Annotated in this window: 12 protein-coding genes and 1 tRNA gene; 2 read left to right on the top strand and 11 right to left on the bottom strand. The window is 54.4% G+C overall.

Annotated elements, in window-relative coordinates:
• Window positions 1–69: 69 nt before the first annotated feature.
• Complete coding sequence (locus PY793_RS13390) at window positions 70–729, top strand: hypothetical protein (protein ID WP_275178494.1); 660 nt, start codon at window positions 70–72, stop codon at window positions 727–729.
• Window positions 726–1,202, top strand: a complete 477-nt coding sequence (locus PY793_RS13385; protein ID WP_275178493.1) for a hypothetical protein — start codon at window positions 726–728, stop codon at window positions 1,200–1,202. Before PY793_RS13390 ends, PY793_RS13385 begins: the two co-directional genes overlap by 4 nt.
• A gap of 42 nt (window positions 1,203–1,244) precedes the next feature.
• Here PY793_RS13385 and PY793_RS13380 read toward each other — a convergent pair whose 3' ends face one another.
• From PY793_RS13380 to PY793_RS13330, 11 genes are all read right to left on the bottom strand, one after another.
• Window positions 1,245–2,789 (bottom strand): formylglycine-generating enzyme family protein, encoded by a 1,545-nt coding sequence (locus PY793_RS13380; RefSeq protein WP_275178492.1) that lies wholly within the window; start codon window positions 2,787–2,789, stop codon window positions 1,245–1,247.
• Window positions 2,786–3,982 carry an ABC transporter permease family protein gene (locus PY793_RS13375; protein ID WP_275178491.1) on the bottom strand — a complete coding sequence of 399 codons (1,197 nt, stop codon included), beginning with the start codon at window positions 3,980–3,982 and terminating at the stop codon, window positions 2,786–2,788. The genes PY793_RS13380 and PY793_RS13375 overlap by 4 nt, the downstream gene beginning before the upstream one ends.
• Window positions 3,979–4,650, bottom strand: a complete 672-nt coding sequence (locus PY793_RS13370; protein WP_408744713.1) for an ABC transporter ATP-binding protein — start codon at window positions 4,648–4,650, stop codon at window positions 3,979–3,981. Before PY793_RS13370 ends, PY793_RS13375 begins: the two co-directional genes overlap by 4 nt.
• Window positions 4,651–4,694: 44 nt before the next feature.
• Entirely contained in the window at window positions 4,695–6,599 is a 1,905-nt protein-coding gene (locus tag PY793_RS13365; RefSeq protein ID WP_275178489.1) for a vWA domain-containing protein, read from the bottom strand.
• Entirely contained in the window at window positions 6,596–7,642 is a 1,047-nt protein-coding gene (locus PY793_RS13360; RefSeq protein ID WP_275178488.1) for an SEL1-like repeat protein, read from the bottom strand. Before PY793_RS13360 ends, PY793_RS13365 begins: the two co-directional genes overlap by 4 nt.
• Window positions 7,639–10,176 carry a virulence factor SrfC family protein gene (locus PY793_RS13355; RefSeq protein WP_275178487.1) on the bottom strand — a complete coding sequence of 846 codons (2,538 nt, stop codon included), beginning with the start codon at window positions 10,174–10,176 and terminating at the stop codon, window positions 7,639–7,641. The genes PY793_RS13360 and PY793_RS13355 overlap by 4 nt, the downstream gene beginning before the upstream one ends.
• Window positions 10,146–13,127, bottom strand: a complete 2,982-nt coding sequence (locus tag PY793_RS13350) for a virulence factor SrfB (protein WP_275178486.1) — start codon at window positions 13,125–13,127, stop codon at window positions 10,146–10,148. Before PY793_RS13350 ends, PY793_RS13355 begins: the two co-directional genes overlap by 31 nt.
• A 226-nt stretch (window positions 13,128–13,353) precedes the next feature.
• The gene (locus PY793_RS13345; RefSeq protein ID WP_275178485.1) at window positions 13,354–14,379 is read right to left on the bottom strand and encodes a hypothetical protein; all 1,026 of its coding nucleotides are present in this window, start codon (window positions 14,377–14,379) and stop codon (window positions 13,354–13,356) included.
• Window positions 14,376–15,521, bottom strand: coding sequence for a hypothetical protein (locus tag PY793_RS13340; protein WP_275178484.1), 1,146 nt, complete (start codon window positions 15,519–15,521; stop codon window positions 14,376–14,378). Before PY793_RS13340 ends, PY793_RS13345 begins: the two co-directional genes overlap by 4 nt.
• Entirely contained in the window at window positions 15,518–16,351 is an 834-nt protein-coding gene (locus tag PY793_RS13335; RefSeq protein WP_275178483.1) for a hypothetical protein, read from the bottom strand. Before PY793_RS13335 ends, PY793_RS13340 begins: the two co-directional genes overlap by 4 nt.
• A 746-nt stretch (window positions 16,352–17,097) precedes the next feature.
• Window positions 17,098–17,174 (bottom strand) — tRNA-Met (locus PY793_RS13330).
• Between the last annotated feature and the right edge of the window lie 34 nt (window positions 17,175–17,208).

The raw sequence follows: 17,208 nt of genomic DNA, 5'->3' as shown, positions 1-17,208 counted from the left end.
ACCGCTGAAGCTTCCATAACGAGCAAGACATTGCCCAGGAAGTTTTTTTTACTACCCCTCGCAGGATGCATGTTTCTTACGGCATGCGCCAACTCTGCCAACGATCCCTCACTCTCTCCTCAGGAAAGACAGCTCCGGCAGCGTCAGGCACAATTTGATACAACAGTGGCAGAAGGTGCCGCCCTGCTCGGCGGGTTGGCCGCCATTGGTGTCGGGGTAGCTACCCACAGCGCAAAAAATGCAGCACTTGCAGGTGCTGGCGGCGCACTGCTGGGAGGCGCGATTGGCTATGCTGTTGCCAGCCGCACACAGGCCCAGCAAATGAGCGAAGACGATGCGAACCAGGCAATCGCACACTACCAGCAACAGGCCGCCCAATCGCAGCAGGATACCCTTTACGCCCAGCAGACAGCCGCCGCAGCACAGCAGGAACTGGTGGTGCTACGCCAGCAGCTTGCGGCCAACCAGATTTCCGTATCCGCTTATCAGGAAAAAGTGACCCGCTACCAGAAAGATCTGGCCGCGATCAAAGCCATCAGGGCAGGTTACGTCAAAGACGTTGCCAGTGCAGGCAACCTTGCATCTGGCCGGTCTGACGCCGCCGCCGCCGCCGCCGTCCGCACAATGAACGCCTCCATAGCCAGTATGGGTGCAGCGCAGGACTCTTTGGCGAACAATCTGGGCGCAGCCGCAGCTAGCGGTGTCGCGGGAGGCAACGTCAACTCGTGAAGTCCTTCCACCTCCGGCGTATGATCGGCCTTGTGCCAATGGTGCTGCTCGCAGCCTGTTCGGCACAGCAATGCGACCCCAATCATGCGGACCTGTTTACAGGGATCGGATGCTCCACTGGCAATGGGTACCAGCAAAGAACCGCGACGCTGAATACACAAAGAGATTTTTTGCGTATGGAAGCCGAGCAGGCGCAAAATAACGCTGCGGCCGCCCAGAACAATGCGGCCATTGCCCAAAATAGCGTTACTCAGGAGCGAGCGCGTTTACAGGCATTTAAAAACAAAAATGCAGCACTCCGTAAACAACTCTCTCAACTGGTACAGCAAAAACGCATTAGCTCCACGCAGTATCAGAGTAGTCTGAACACACTGAATACAGCCTCAAAACTGGCCAACAGCCACGACGAGGCTAAAGCAGCGGAAGCCGCAAAACAGCAAGACGCTTTGGTGGACACTCTTTCCCACCTGTAACATCAAACAAAGCAGACGCTCCAATCCGGCACAGTCCATTTTTTACTGTGCCGGAATATTTTTCACCTCGCCCAGTATGTCTTGTGCCGTCACTTTTTTACCCGCATGAAGGGTTGCAAGATTTTTCTGGCTTAAATCCAGCATTCCCGACAGGTAATCTTCGTTCTGGCTGCGCAGCATGTCCTGCCCGGCCACGGCAATACCATCCAGTTCCTTGATGGCAGGACTGCTGGCGGCGGCACCAAGCAGGCCAAGATAACTTTCTATTGCCGCGTTCAGGGATTTCTGGCGTTCAGCCAGATGCGTTTCAATTTTCTGCGCCTGCTGCGGTGTCAGATTAACAAGCTTCATTTTTGCCTGGGTAATTGTATCAATCACATGATTGATCTCCCACACGGCATTGGCCAGAACGGCAAGCGCCTGAAGCTGGGCGCCAAGCACCTTCTTGTCAGCATCGATTCTGGCGCGTGCATCAGTTGTGAGTGCTGTTTCAATCCGCGATAGCTTTCCCGCCATTGCCGGGTCCGACCCTGCCTCCGCTTTGAGCGCCTTGAGGGCCGCCCAGGCATCCCCTGGTGTTGCCTGGGCTTCGTCCAGCAATGTTTTAAAGTCTTTCTCCGCGTCCTCTGTTTCCTTCAGGGAGCCCAAGGCGCTGGCACCAATAACCAGACGAAAACCAATAGCGGGATCGCGCATCGGCTTCCCTGTTTTTTCGTTATAAGGTGGCCGCTCGGCGCGAACGTTTGTTGTCAGTTCATCCGGGTTGGCATGAAAATCCCCCCCACGGATCAGCAGCCCCCCCACTTTGCCCTGTAACCGCCCGACCCGGTTCAGCCTGTAGGGGTCAAGCATCATCTGACCAGCATTACCAAGCATGTCATACAGGCCAAGAGGATTGGGTTTCATCTGCCCTACGGCCTGCATTTCCCCAATATCCGGCCCGGCCGCTATATAAGCAGCAGGGCCGCCATCGGGCATTGGCCACAAAGGCGCTTCAAATTCGGATGCCTGCACGCGCATGCCACCCCGCGCGGCGTAAGACCATTCTTCATCGACAGGTAGTCTAAGAAAGCCTTTTCCCTCCCCCGCAACCGGAAGAGGGGCCTTGTTCTCGACAAGCCATGTTGTAAGCCCGGCCGCATAGGCGTTGGCCTCATCCCACGAAATGCCGGTTTGCGGCTTCTGCCCAGCCCGGCTTGGCGCTGCGCAACTACCATTCAGAGCCGCATATTGATTGACTGTAACATCATATTTCCCAATATAATACCGATGCAGTTCGGGGTGCCCCTGAACCGGAAATGCCGCCGCAAGATGGGTGCGTAACGTGTACTGGTTGTAGCCCTCCTGCGTGTCCGGGCGACCGATGGTCATATCAACATCATCAAGAATGCCCTTCCCATCCGGGACATCCACAGGCCGGAAAACCATAGCCCCACCACAAGGCAACGGCAGCTTCAGGTCGTCCGGCAGTGGATGGGGGTCTATAAATCTGGCATCCCACACCGCTGCGTCCGCATAGGCAAAACCCGGATCGAACAGAAAGGTCAGGGCAAGAAGAACCAGTTTTGAAGACGGACGAATTTTCACGGCGTGCTTATTCCTTCCCAAGGGTCAATCCGGCCAGCTCTATGCGCCGCAGCCAAGGATGCAAGCAAGGCACCGGTAGCCGTCAACAAAAGTGACACCATGCACAGACGTCCGTTAATGATGCAAAGAGGATGCCCAGTTGGCAATATCTGAGCAAACTGGTGATTGATCACAGACCCAACAATCCATGCCCCACAGAGCGCCACACCACTTCCACAAAAAGCAAGGATCTGGGCCTGAAGCAGTGGAAACACGGTCAAATACGGCACGCCGATAAAACGCATTGTCGCCAGAGACAACCGTTTGCGCTCAACATTAGCCCATAGCCCGGCGGCCAGACTACTGACAAACCCGGCCACTCCCATACAGGCGGTTAGCCTGAACAGCAGTGTAATCCGTTTGTCGAGCGTCAGCAGATCGGCCACATCGCCCGCGCGTGACGTGACATCAACACCGGCTGCGCGTAGCCTTGCATCTTCAGCGGGGACATCCTCAATATGCTTCATATACAGCCTGAAGCCAGCCTGCGTGCGAAACGCAAGCGCAGCACTTGTCCAGGCATCCTGCCAGCTCACGGCCTTTTCCCGAAAAATTTCCACCGCCTGCGCAAGCCGCACAGAAACAAACGCGGCATTCTGGCCAATAGCGCGGGGCGGGGAGACCGCAAAAACCCGTAAAGGTACACTCTCCTGAGCGGCTCCTTCGCCAAGGCGTGAAAGATGCATATCCAATACATCGCCCACATGGGCATGGAGCGACGCAGCAGCCGGAGCCGAAAGCACAATTTTGTCAAACTCGGCTGACATATCCACCGGAGATAATAACGGGTCCCCAACAGATGATGGAATAAGCTCAACCCTGCGTGCATCCTGCGGCCGCCCCTGAGGCATAAGCAATACACTGGCGGCCAGGGTTCTGGTTCGTGGCGCTACAAATGCTATATCGGGTTGCCGCGCCAGGGATTCCAGCCATACTGAATCAAACTGTCTGTTACTGGCGTTTGATATTTCACGAACACGAGGATCTTCAAGAAGGGCTGTACGCAATCCTTCAACCAACCCAACCCGCAAACCCGCAATGACCAGCAAAGGTGCCGCCGTGGCCGCCAGAGCAATAATCAGACACAGGGCCATAACTTTTTCGGACAGCATATCACGCACTGCGAGCCCTCCGATCAGGAGCAGTTTCTTCATGGCCCGGCATCCGTTGTTGCAATCATGGCTCCTGCTGGCCGGGGCACCGCCCGCACAACCACAAAACCAGCCTCCTCCGCGCGCATTGCATCGTGTGTGACCATAATGACCGCAGCCTCCGTGCTGGCCTGCTCAAACAACAACCGCATGGCGTCATCTGCCTGATCGGGGTGCAGGGCCGCAGTTGGTTCGTCCGCCATGACCACACGAGGGCGATGGACAACCGCACGCGCAATTGCCACCCGCTGTCTTTGCCCGACAGAAAGACTGGCCGGAACCCGGTCAAGCAGACCGGCAATTCCCAGTCTTTGCGCGCACTCCAGAATGCGCCCATGATCGTCACGCTCCAGAACCCTGAGGGGAAGAGCGATATTGGCGCGTACCGACAGAAAAGGAAGCAGGCCGTACATCTGGGGCACAAAACCAAGATGCCGCGCCCGCAATCTACCCAGTTCCCTGATACCCTGCTTTGTCTGCCAGAAGGATGCAACCGCCTGCCCTTCTATTTGAATACTCCCCGCCGTGGGACGCAGGGCAAGCGACAATAATCCAAGCAGCGTACTTTTTCCGCAACCAGAAGGGCCGACAATAGCCAGACACTCCCCTGCCCTCAAAACAAAGTTCGGGACAAAAAGAGAAAAACTCTTGTCAGGCGAACACCACTCCAACGACCTGGCGCGCAAGAGTTCGGGCAAAGCAGGCGGCATCTCTCTCAGGGCAGCGCCTCAAGAGGCACCGGGTAGACTGCCTCCCCCTGATCTTCGGAATGTCCAAGATGCACCCAGAGGTCTGGCCGAGATTCATATTCCTCGTAAAGACGCAGCCTGCTTTCGATATTGTTAAGAATGGTGCGCTGGGCGATGGCCCCCATCGCCAGCCATGAATCCTGCGTTATGCTCGCAATGTCGGATTTATACGGCAACCCGTCCAGATATTCCCCCAACAGCGGTCCAAGCTTGTCAATATGCCTGATTTCCGATGGATTACGTGCAGTAGCCGCGAAAGCTGACTGTAGTTGTGTGAAAAATGTTTCTGGCGTTGTTCGGCCTGCTATTCCCGCATCAAGAATGTTCTTGAGCGATGCAGCAAGATCGGAAAGCTGGTTGCGTGTCAGAAGAACCCGGATATCCAGAGTTTTATGCAAGGCATCCGCCGGATCACGATCAGCGGTATAGCTTTCCACAACATCCGGAGCAGCGGTTTTCTGCTCCCGACCGAGATAGGCAAGCCGCATGGCCTGACTGACAACTGCGGTTTTCGGGTCAACCTTCATGCCCTCAGGTGTCAAGCCAGCCACGGGGCGCCCGGTCGTATCCGCCACCTGTTGCAACAAAGACGTGGAAAGCGACTGTACAACCGGCCGGAACGCCTCGGGCGAACCTCCCGCGACCGGATAGTAAAGACTACCCGCTGTTCCAAATTTTGAAAGCGCCCTGTATTGAGCAGCCGCATGTGCATGATCATGCGCAGTATCACCCGCCGGGGTCAGCAGATGGACAACAAACAGCGCAATGCCTTTTGTTGCGGCAAGCTGACGCGCTTCTTCTATACCCAGATGGGTCACACTATGCGGGTCTTCACTCCCGCGGGCACCCGCATCGGTGATAAGCACCATATAACGCCCGCCAAACTGGTCCCAGCTAATGTTATCAATGGCCGCACGCACACCCGCCACCGCATCTTCATCAAAGCTAGAAGAGGACACCGTAGCATCCCGCACCCCGGCAATTGCAGGGAGTACGGCATCAATCGGCTTGGCCAGATCTGGGGTAGCATAGACTTTTGTTGTATATTCCAGTCCGGGAGTATCAGCGAGACTGTCACGATAGGCAATCAGCCCAAAACGGAAATTCTGCGAAACTGCCGTGTTCTGGACTGTATGAACAATATCCCCAATCGCGGCGCGGGTCTGGTCAATATAAGGCTGCATGCTCGCCGTTGTATCTATGACAAAGACCAGAGCCGCCCGAAACTTTCTAAGTGCTTCGGGCGAGGCAGGCGGACGCCCGTCAGACGGAGCCGAAGGGGCGGAAATAACGTGAAGCATGTGGACAGAAGGACCGCTTTCCCTATCGGTCGTGGTCGCCTCCAGAATAGGCAGAAGGTAGAAGTTTTTTGTTATATCCACATAGTTTTCCGGCTCCAGCGCCACCACAGGACCCGGCTTGCCAGACAGCGCGCCGCTTAAAAGATGAGCAGCCTGCTGCGCTGAGTCATCGGCCGTTAGCATGGCCTGCTCATGCTGCGCCGTATCCAGAAACAGAGCGCGGTTGCGCCCGGCAGGGTTGGTAAATGCCGCAATCATGGCATGAGACCATGCAATCGTGTGGCTCTCTTCGATCCAGCCCAACGTGGGCCCGGCCATGCCGCGGCCTACCAGAACGCGCCCATTTTCGCGGGAGAACACATAAAACACTTCAAAACCATCAACAGGTTTTGCATCTGTCCCTTTTGCATCCGTCGCTACCATTGCGCCAGGCCGCGTGATTATACGCTGGTAAAGACTATGCTTGCCCGGTTGCAGCAGAGGTGTCAGATCGGCCGCGAAGCCGTGAGGGATGGTCTGTGTCATACCCCCAACAAGAAGAGAGGCAATAAGCCAAAGGGGTTTTCTCATGGCCAAAAATCTTTCAGCGCAAGCTGCGCTTCCATGTCACCCGCTGCCGCTTTTTTTTCCAGATTATCATGCAGGCGGGCGCGGTCATCCTTGACATCCTCATCACCAGCCTGCACCGCTCCCCGATAATATTGTGAAGACTCACGTATATCGGCCGCGGGCACTGGTCCATTCGGGTCAAAAGCCGTGGGGTCATACAGATGTGCCAGACGCGCCATTGCATGACCATCGCCACGCTGCGCCGCAGCTTCCAGCAACAGCACGCCATCATCCGGCTTGCCATGTGTCAGTCGTCTTTGTCCTTCATCACCAATCACGGAAGCTGAACCGGCTTGGGCGATCACGGCCGGAACAGTAAGGTTTTCCAGCACATTGAGCGGTGCGGCAGGCGGAGGCGTCATAACCGGTTGATGAGCCGTTCCCGGGACAGCCGTCGCCACGGGGGCCACCGGAGTAGCTGGCCGGGAGGGAGCGGATGGACGGTCCGCATGATGATTGTGCGTGAAAAACCAGACCGCCAGAGCCAGAATACTGGCAAATACGCCGCCACCCGCAAAAAGAAACTTCCGCATGGGATACAGACGGGCCCAGAATGATACCCTGGCCAACCCCACGACAGGTTTGACAACAGCAGGTTCAACATGTGCGGGGGCCGTAACTGGCTGCACAACCGGGTCGTTCTTTTCGCCTTCTGTCGGAACACCGTTATTGCGACGCCGCTGCGCCTCTGCCTCCAGCTCGGCGTACGTCTTTCCGGCAGTTGGGAGTTGAGGCCACGCGTCTATGTACCCTGTTACGCGCAATTCCGGAATTTCTATCTCGTACCCTGTATCAGGTTCAAAATCCCGGGCAGCGGAAGAAGGAATATGAATCAGAAGATCATTCCCCTGCGTGGCCCGACTACACTCCCCTTTAACTTCGGGGTGATCTCCAGGTACTTTCAGGGTGACGGGTTTATCTGAATCGTCTCCAGCACGCCCTGACAAAACAATTGTTGCTCCCTCGGCATGCGGTCCGGGAAGTATTTTGATTGCGCTGCTCATGCTTTTACTGTGTCCAGTCCGTTTATGATCGTTCCCAGTTGCTCGTTGGCCTCCACATCAAACTGAGGTCCGCTTTCTTCAAACCGCTGCCGCAGCGCCAGAACCCAATCATGAAAAAACTGGTCTACGTAAACATTCGGTTTAAGGGGAAGATCAGGCAACCCCGCGCACGGATCCGGTCGATCAAAAATTTTCTCGTCCGAATTAATACGGCATGGTCTGGAAGATATGGCGTCTTCATCTGCATAGCCCAGCCAGGTCAGAAAACGGCCTATCAGTTCAACGCAGATCACGGATTGTTTTTCGCCCGAAATATTCAGCCTGTTGACATGATCGCAGTTCCGCCTCAACGCTTCTGCCATTTTTCCTCTCAGATCAAGCATATTTGCCAAAACCTCCATGCGCTCTGCAAACAGGCGCGCCACATGAGATTCCATACCAAATCTGGCGGCCTGTTCAGGCTGCATTCTGCCCAGATAGTTCTTTACCCACATATCCATGATACGCTTTGCAAAATGGTCATGCTGATCTTCCCGACTGGCGGGGTCTGGCATTGCTCCACCAAGGATCAGGGCAAGCGGATCATCTTCTTCCGGTGGAGGGGGGGCTGTGTCCAGTTCAGTGTTAAACTGGTTCCACTCCCGGATAATTGCCTCCCGCTCGGGTTCCAGACTGATAAAAAATGCACCCAGCAAACGGTTCCGATGCACCTCTCTTAAGGCAAGAGCAATTTTAGCCACAGATTGCCGCGCCTCATCAGAAGCATTCAGAGACGACGCATTATGATAAAAAGATGTGATAATATGCAGGATAGATTCGGAACACTGCTTTAACCGGCTGGTCAGTTGTTCGGTTCTGACAGATTTTTCGCAAAAATCATGCAGCCGCTCGGCAAGATAGCTCACCCCACCATCATTAGGCTTGATAGCTTCGTCAAAAGCCCGTTCAAAATCATGAATATGCTTCCGGACAACAGGGCTGGCCAGATAGGATGCCCGAGACCGCGCGACCCGCTGCGCGACATCAGGAAGCATTTCAAGTTCCTGTCTGGTAACGTCGTCACGGGTGTACAGACTGCCTGCGGATGACGCGCGTAACCATTGGACATTGTCGAATGGCTTACCTGGCTTCCACTGGTTGACCCAACTCTCTTTGAAAAAGTTGATTAACGATGCTTGCAGACGGGTATTCCACCCGTCACTACTACTCTCATCCGCGCCACCTTTTTCTTCAAACTGCCTGTCAAATTTTGTAAGAATGACAAAAAGAGCGTCCTGCTTGTCTGCCCGCTGCGCAGGCGTGGCACCCATTGTATCATCAATCCAGCTTTTGATCATAGCGGGCAGGTCTGAAACTTCCTGCGCGGAATCAGCAACACACATCAATGTCGCCGTGGTTTCCATATTGTCTTGATACAGGTCAAAAAGATAATCAACCTTGCCACGCAGGAACAAAGTTCCTTCCTTGCCTTTTGCCTCCGCCACCTCGGGAATTTTCAGACGGGAGCGAGCCCCGGGAAAATCCAGCAGGTCGGTCTTGTCCATAAACGACCAGCGCGCGGATGTCAGGGGGATGACCAGCTCGGAAATGATAGCGGAGACAACGTTACGCGGCAGATACGCGCGCGACCCTTTTTCCCCCACCAGATAAACCGGCTCAATATCTCCCGCAGGTTTGAAAAGTGTTGAAACGTTAAGGATACTTTTGTCCCGGGGCAGCAAAGCCTTGACATCGCAATAAGCCATCTCCGGCTGCCCCAGCGTGACCAGTGCCTCAACAAGAACACCGGCGTAACGCCCCAGATCTTCAACTCCCCCCCATAGCGGAGAAAATGCCCGAAGAAGATCTTGTGGAGCCAGCAAACCAACATGCTGACCAAGCCAGCCCCAGTATGCATCATCAAGAATATTGATCCATATTTTATCGCCAAACTTCCGCGTAAAATACTCCCTCAGTGCTTCAACATCATCGATATCCAGAACTGTCTGCCCTTCCGTCAAAGGCAGGTTGCCCAGCTTCTCCATGATTGTATTCAACGGAGGTGGCGTAACATTGATCAACTTGAAATCAGATAGGAAGGTGTTCCCGACAATCCGTATAATATCGGCAACAGACAGCAATCTGACCGTCACAGGGGGCGCGCCATCAGGGGGCGTAGGCGGAAACAGGGTGAAACGTGAGACCAGTCCGGAAGATTCGTCTCCCCCTGTAGGATTTATTTCCTTGAGAAATTCAAAAGACTCACCGCCGTAACATATTCTGAGCGGGCCATGCTCCGGAGCGGAAAGGCTCGATATCAGATACGATTTACCCGCTTGGGATGCGCCGTAAACTGCTACGGCTGATCGTCTGTTGGCTGCATGCGAAAGCTTGCGCGCAACTCTGCGTTCCCTACGCAACGCCCGCAAACTGTCATTGCCTGCTTCTGGCGCATGATCGTCCACCCAACGTGCCGCGTTAACGGCCAGGTCAGCTAGAAGCCGGGTTTTGTTGACCAGATTTGTCACGACATGCCCACTCCCATCGTCAGGCATCCTGTATCGCGCCAGTATCCTTCAGGATTAAGGGTTGTCTGCAACCGCAAGGTGATCAGCTTTGTATGAACACTCTCCCCTTGCGCGTCAGTAATTTCCTCAATCTGGAAGCTTTCACGCCCCGAAAAATCACCTTCTTCCTCTTCCTCACGGTTTGCCCGCCGTTCAAGCCGGATGTTTAAAGGGAGCTTGTAGTTTTGCATCTCGGCTCGGCTATTCTGCGTGAATTCAACACAATAGAGCGGCGTTGTTGTCCACCGTTCCAGCGAAAGCTGTCGAAACCCTATCATGGTCAACCCCTGAAAGTCCTCCAGATCAAAGCCCTCTGGTGTACACTCCAGCGGGGCATTGGGGTCCGGGTCCGTAAACAGCAGGTTCGCATCACGTATCCTGCCGGTCTTTTCCATTTTACCAATGTACCGAGCGGTAGATTGCATGACCAGTTTTTCAGTCCGCAAAACAAAATTCTGCAATCTTCCCTCTGCCTGAATGCAAAGGGCAGCCCCCACCACAACCGTTGTCTTGGGGTCACTGATCCGGCTTGCGGTATCCGTAAAAGGATAATGCCTGCCAACAGTGTAGTCATGCATCGCTATAATACGATGTGGAGCAACCGGCATGGCGCCCGTGATCAGATTGCGTACCCGACGGAGCTTGGAAGGACGCCCAGATAAAATCAGAACATCGCACCCATAAGCCCAGACAACTTCCGTCAGGTTGGACAGGACTGCTTCAAGCGTTGAGCGGATGGATTTTTCAATCGTCTCGACCGTGACCTCAATATTCACACCGAAGACGTCAAATGCGCCTATTCCCTGAGCATTCTGCCCCTGCATATGCAGATTGACCTGTTCGGCAAGGAATGCCGCGCAACGTGCCCGTTGTGCATCATCGCCTCTCTTCACCTCGGGGGCGTTCAGGCCAAAGCTCCCGACCACTCCGCTCACCTGCTCTCCGACCTGCTCATAAAGGCTCAGGGCGTGCAGCGCGGCGGGTTCCAGAATGGTCGCAACAAACAACCTGCGCCGATGGCGGTCCCGTTCATCCTGATTCCCATGGTCCCGTTCAAACAGACGGATAAGCAATTCCCTAGCTCTGAGTACGCCAACTTTGGTCAAAGCCTGCTCAAGAGGAGGGAGCACCGTTGTCAGGATAACGTCTTCAAGCAGGTCATCCCCGGCGATATTGAAACTTTCACGAAAATTCTGACAGGGGGAGAGCGCATCGTGCCCCGTGTGCGTATATGTCGTAATCATCAGGTCGGTTGTGCCGCCCCCGATGTCTATGCTGGCGACACGGATGGCTGGCCGGTTGTTTTCTCCCCGTCGTCCTGCGCTGTAGAGTTCAAACAGTGCCTCGACATGTCCCCCGAGCCGCCCGGTTACCTCATTGTGCAGCCAGACAATCTGCGTCGCGGTAGCTTCATCAAGTTCCGCACGCAAAATAGGTAACTGACCTTTCTGGTCTGTTACTTTCCAGATAAACGCCAGTGCGGCCCGCGCACGGGCCTGAAAAATTTTCTGCTCCGCCACCGGCATACCTGGCGGCATGGTCAGCATAAGGGAACGCAGCCCTCGCGGGCGGGCGCTATCGCGCCGCCGAGAACGAAATCCCGGCGAGTTCATGTACATAAGCGCCTGCATGACAATTTCGCTCAGCATAAGCGTGAACAGCAGACTGCGCGACAGAACACTTGGCCCCACAGGCTGGGCTGCATCCAGATCAAAGCGACCGACCCTGCACGTGCGCTTGGCACTCAGGGTTTCCAGCAGCGCCCGACGGAAAGGACCATTAACGGGCGGGTCGGCATTCTGTCCATCGCGGTGATAACCATTGTTGAAGCGCCACCCCTGATCAGACGGCCGCAGATCCCACAAATACCGTTTGGGCGCAGACAGACCGGAAAGCCCTTCCGTACCAATGCGCGCACCCATCATCCGCTCTGCTTCGGGGCCGGTTCTGACCGGGCTTGCCCAGGAAAAAGCATGCGGACGCCCCGAACGACGGGAATGAGAGTCCCGCCCAAAAACCGCTTTACCGAATTCAATCCTGCTGGAAAACGGATCAGAACAAACCTGCTCGGGTCGGCCCAGGTCTCGCAATTCCAGAACATAGCTGTCCGCTTCACGCTGGCGCGCGCCGGGATGCTCCTCAATAAGAATTCCACAGCTTCGGAAATTACCCAGATCAAGCACCAGATCGACCGACACAGGAGGCTCATTCGTTGTTGTCAGCATCTGCGCGACCGGCGGTCTGCCTGCCTTTGCAATCATCCGCAGGAAAGCAAGATAGATCGCCACATGCGCAAGACCTCTGGAGGGTCCGCTCTCATCATCGTCGCGACGTTTTTTGGTAGGCTCAGCCCAGTTTGCATCCTGAAGCAATTCAGCAAGCCAGTCCTTGAGCCACGTACTCTCGATCAGCCATGAGATGCTATCCAGCTCCGAAACAAAAGCAAAACTCTGCCCTCTTGCCTCGTCATCGGGTGTGGGCGCCAGATAACGCCCCTCGTAATAAGGTGCGATTGAAGTATCGAACGCTATGTTAAGAAAAATAGCCTCTTCACCCGGTCCCTTATATTCGCTGCGCAGCCTGCCCCGCACCCAGTTGGCCGGACCGGGCTTAAAACCTTCGTCATCAGTCACCCCTACGCGGGCCAGATAAGGCAGAGGCACCCATTCGTTTTTAAAAACCTTGTAAATATCCTTATATTTTATTTGATAGTCTTCCCCATCCGGCACCACGTGATCCTGACCATCAGCATAAAACACCTGATTTCCGCTGTCATGATCTTTCTCGGGCATGCGCAGGACACATTCGGCCTCACCATTAGGCCCGTTCCGTTGCTGTTCATAAAACTTCACCGTTATGTCAGTGCAGTCCTTATGATCGAGCACGATCGTTTCGAACTGAATAAGACTATCGGGAATCAACGAGATATGGTCTGACATCCGCTCATTTTCTTCCATTTTTCTCGCAGATTATCCGTCATGATCTTACTGCGTTATTACTGATTTGACACTGCGCGACAATCCCTCGCACCAAGGACACAACGACTGCAACAGCAGCTATCAGGATAGCCGATATGCAAAAAAAGATTTCCACATACGCAACATTTGCAGTCAAGACTGACCGCAGGAAGTCAACACCACACACCGTTGGGTTTGCCTGCATGGATCATAAGGTAGACAGTGCCGATCTTTGGAACAATCCTTCGGCCGGTTTATCATGATTGGAATAGCGTGGATCGTTCGTATAGCCGAGGCAGGACGCTTTTTCCTGGTCCAGCCGGGTACAACGATATGTCGTGGCCAGAAAATTCTGGCCACTTGAGATTGAAAGACATCTATCCGCCTCTATAATCAGGGTATCCCCTTCAAAATGCGAGGAAAACCGTCCCTTGCAGATACTGTTGTCGGCGTATTGCAATGACTGCTGGCCTCCATCCCCCTGATCATCAAAGCAGAACGTCCACAACGCGACTGATTGAGGGACATGTGTTTCGACATTGACCGCGACCATATTGGTAAGGCGATGCCAGCACCCTTTGAGCATCGACAAGTCATGACTCTGCCATTTGGCCGCTGGCAGATCATCGGCAAGTGGAGGAACCACTGCAGTCGGACGAACCGTATCAGCGACATGTGTATGTCCAAGAGGCGGAACGCCTTTACACATAAGCGGCACCGGCAGAAGAGAAACCCACACGGTTGCAACCAGTAGGCCAACCCCCACCCCTCCCAGTGCAGAGCGCAGCAGACGCGGCGGCAAAGGTGGAAAAACCGCCTCCACCGGCTTAAGCTTCCTGTCGCCAAAGCCGGTCAGCAGATCCACTCCGCCCGCCCGCCCCCAGCGGGTGACAACCGCACGTCCGTCCACGCCAAACAGGCAATTCAGCGAGGGTATCCAGTGCATGCCAGGAAAATACTGCCGAATGGCACCATTTTCACTTTCCGCGACATGCCGGATATCCGCAAGAATTGAACCCGCCTGCAAAAGCAATGCATCCTGCGTGGAAGCGTCAAACTCAAAAAAATTCAGGCTTTTCTGGCCTTCACTTGTCCAGGCCACGCCATCGCCTTGCGCAACAGGCATCGCAAAAAGAGCCGCGTGATCCGCTCCCAGCCTGTCCCGCACGGCCGCCACAAATGCCTGCGCCGCCGCAGGCACGTCACCTACACTTTTGTCCAGATGCACAGTCATGCGGGAATTCCAAAATTACAGACAGGAACAATACGATTATTGACCGATACGCTCCCCCGCCGCGTTGCCAGAACGGTGCCATAATAACAGACCGTTACGGAAAAATGGCTGGTCGGCGCAGCAGGCATTGCAAAGGGGTCTACAACTACCGTGTATAACCCCGGAGGTGGTGCCGTAGTCCATGCCACCGTCTCAACCGGGTGGTTCGTTGGTGGTAGGGCACCTTTTCTGCGCGCATTAGCGTCATGGCGCAGTACACCCCCGCAATGCTCTCTTCTATTGAAATAAATACGCTGGCCATCAGGGCAGATAACATGCAGATCAAGATCATTCAGGTCGTTCCATGCCAGAATAACCTGTAATACACCACCAGAGACCCCCACTTTCCGAACACGCCTGAGCGCAATCCATGCACGCCAGGGAAGCCGCGCCGCAAGCCAAGCCAGCACCACCAGCGACGCCAGAAGAAACACCCAGAACAGAAGTGATGGATGAGAACACCCCGCAGGAGCAAACAGACCGCCAAGATGAGATATAAGCCAGATGAGCAAAGCCAGTCCCGTCAGCATTGCCGATAGAACAAGCCAGGCCCGCCAGGCCCCCGCCGGACGCGGCTCAACCACCAACGGTGGCGGACGGATGGTCATTCGCGCACAACTCGGCCTCTCAGCAAGCGCGGGAGCGGAAGGCGAAGACTGCTTTACTGCTCCGGTAATATCCACCCGGGTCAGCTTATCTGTGACTGCGTGGTGCCCCCACCCAACAAGGACTGGCCCGGAGACTCCGGAACGGATATACTCCTCCCCCGGAATGGTAAAAATATAGGGCAGTAAAGGCAAAAGAGTTTTCTCGGAAGATGAGAGGGCATTCCCCTGCTGATCTATCGCCGCCTCGATTGCAGCCCTCAATGCCTGGAAGTGCCTTACCAGCTCTTCTTGCGAAATATCCGCACCGAGCGTCCCATACCAGTCAACACGGCCATTCCCATGGTCTTCCGGCTCGGCCAGCAAGCCTCCCCCGGCCTCCCCCCCCAGCTTCCTGAGCAAACTGGAAAATTCAGGCCACAACTCCACAACTCTTTGGCTTCGAAAAACAACAGGGGAGAGTTCTGCGGAAGTGGTTGTGCAAAGAAGGACCGTCATGCTGGCAATCCCACCCCAAAATATTTTCCTATCACAGGAAAATCAGCACCAAAGCCATGACTATGACCAATTATAGTTAACGCCGCCCATAGCGTTAATAGAAAAAATGAAATGAAAACAAAGATATGTAGCAAAATAGATGAGGCTCCCGACATTGGTAACTGACCATCATAGGACACTGCTGCCACAGAAACCTCAGGGAAAGGCACTTCCTCACCCGCCAGCAAAGACATATCCTGCTTGGGTACCCTCCCGGATGCTGGGGGCTCAGTCGCTGCAAACGGGTCAGATTTTTCGATTTTTTCATCTTCGTGCCGGTCCATGACCGGTGGCGTCTCCTGCTCAGATAGTCGACCAAGAAAAGACTTCCCAAAATCCACTGCCCTATCAGATATTTTTAAACCCTTCTCGCGACCGGCCATCGCTCCCCAAGGAGCAAGAACAAACCTGTCTCCATCAGTAAATATAGCCTCAGAGCCAGGAATAATCAGTGCAAAATCCAGAAAATGAATATCTGATGTACCCGCCACCAATACAGATTGTCTCAGTCGGGTAATTTCAGCAACAAGGTCACGCAACAAAGCCTCCCTTTCCTCTGCAGGAAAAAGAGCAAGCTGGCGAAACTGACCTTTGCCTTCCGCGTACCAAGAAATTTCGCCCGGATTATTCTCTCGTGGCCAGCAGACAATAGGCTCTGCAAACCCAAAACGCAGACGATCAGAAGAACCTGTAACTCGGGCAACAGTCTCGTAATTCAGAATGACAGGCTGACCACGGAATTCCAGCAGCACAAGGTCATCTAAACTACTACGAAGAAGAATATATGCCACAATAAAATCTTTCTATTAATCAATCGCTCTTTGAAAATATTTCCTAGATTTATGCGAGCGTATATTAACTTCTGTCAAGATGGGGAAATTGAAGGAACCGTTAATCGATATTCTGTACCGAACATGCTACTATCCATGCCGTCCAGCAAGCCCACTAGGACTTGTAACGGTTTTATGTCGGCCATCTGACTGAATTGCTCCGGTTTACCGGAGAGTGATTTGTTCAGTAATCAGGCCACGAGATCAAGTCTGCTCTGATCTACAGAGAAGGCGCACCGCGCGCTCACGGAACTCAGGCGAATAACGCGATGTTGTCTTCTTCTCTACCATAGGGTTCATCCTCCGAGAGTTTTACTTTCCGGTAAAACTGGGGCAATTCAGCGCGCTGACGCGCACCCTTGCCGACGCGAGGGCGGAGCCATTAGCTTGTTTCGTCATTCTATGTTTCGAGTTGGCGGCTATGGGGGGATACCCGTTCAGCATTTCACCACATTAAGAACCATTCTTATCTGGTAGCTACGTGAGGCCGGATTGGAAGGCAAGAAGAAGGTTCGCGGATCGGCCCCTCATTGGGAGGCTTGGCCCGATTCCTTCCCTTCCCGGCCCTCTTCTGGCGCGCCTCGCGCGCAACGTTGCTACGCGTGAATTCTCTGCCGAATGATTCCTATATGATTCCAGTTGGTGCTCTGGAACGCAGAAAGCCCGCTCTGTGAGCGGGCTAACGGCTTGATTTCATTTGGTAATTTTGGTTGCGGGGGTAGGATTTGAACCTACGGCCTTCAGGTTATGAGCCTGACGAGCTACCGGGCTGCTCCACCCCGCGATGGTGAGAGTAATGATTTTGCGTTGATTATATT

Source organism: Acetobacter fabarum (assembly GCF_029069195.1).
Classification (GTDB): domain Bacteria; phylum Pseudomonadota; class Alphaproteobacteria; order Acetobacterales; family Acetobacteraceae; genus Acetobacter; species Acetobacter fabarum_A.
Note: the sequence above shows the minus strand (reverse complement) of the source record. Positions and strands in the feature narration are given on the sequence as shown.

Coding starts and splice junctions, on each gene's coding strand:
- PY793_RS13375 (WP_275178491.1), bottom strand. CDS start 3,982: ATGAAGAAACTGCTCCTGATCGGAGGGCTCGCAGTGCGTGATATGCTG.
- PY793_RS13360 (WP_275178488.1), bottom strand. CDS start 7,642: ATGAGCAGCGCAATCAAAATACTTCCCGGACCGCATGCCGAGGGAGCA.
- PY793_RS13345 (WP_275178485.1), bottom strand. CDS start 14,379: ATGACTGTGCATCTGGACAAAAGTGTAGGTGACGTGCCTGCGGCGGCG.
- PY793_RS13340 (WP_275178484.1), bottom strand. CDS start 15,521: ATGACGGTCCTTCTTTGCACAACCACTTCCGCAGAACTCTCCCCTGTT.
- PY793_RS13390 (WP_275178494.1), top strand. CDS start 70: ATGTTTCTTACGGCATGCGCCAACTCTGCCAACGATCCCTCACTCTCT.
- PY793_RS13355 (WP_275178487.1), bottom strand. CDS start 10,176: ATGCCTGACGATGGGAGTGGGCATGTCGTGACAAATCTGGTCAACAAA.
- PY793_RS13350 (WP_275178486.1), bottom strand. CDS start 13,127: ATGTCAGACCATATCTCGTTGATTCCCGATAGTCTTATTCAGTTCGAA.
- PY793_RS13365 (WP_275178489.1), bottom strand. CDS start 6,599: ATGAGAAAACCCCTTTGGCTTATTGCCTCTCTTCTTGTTGGGGGTATG.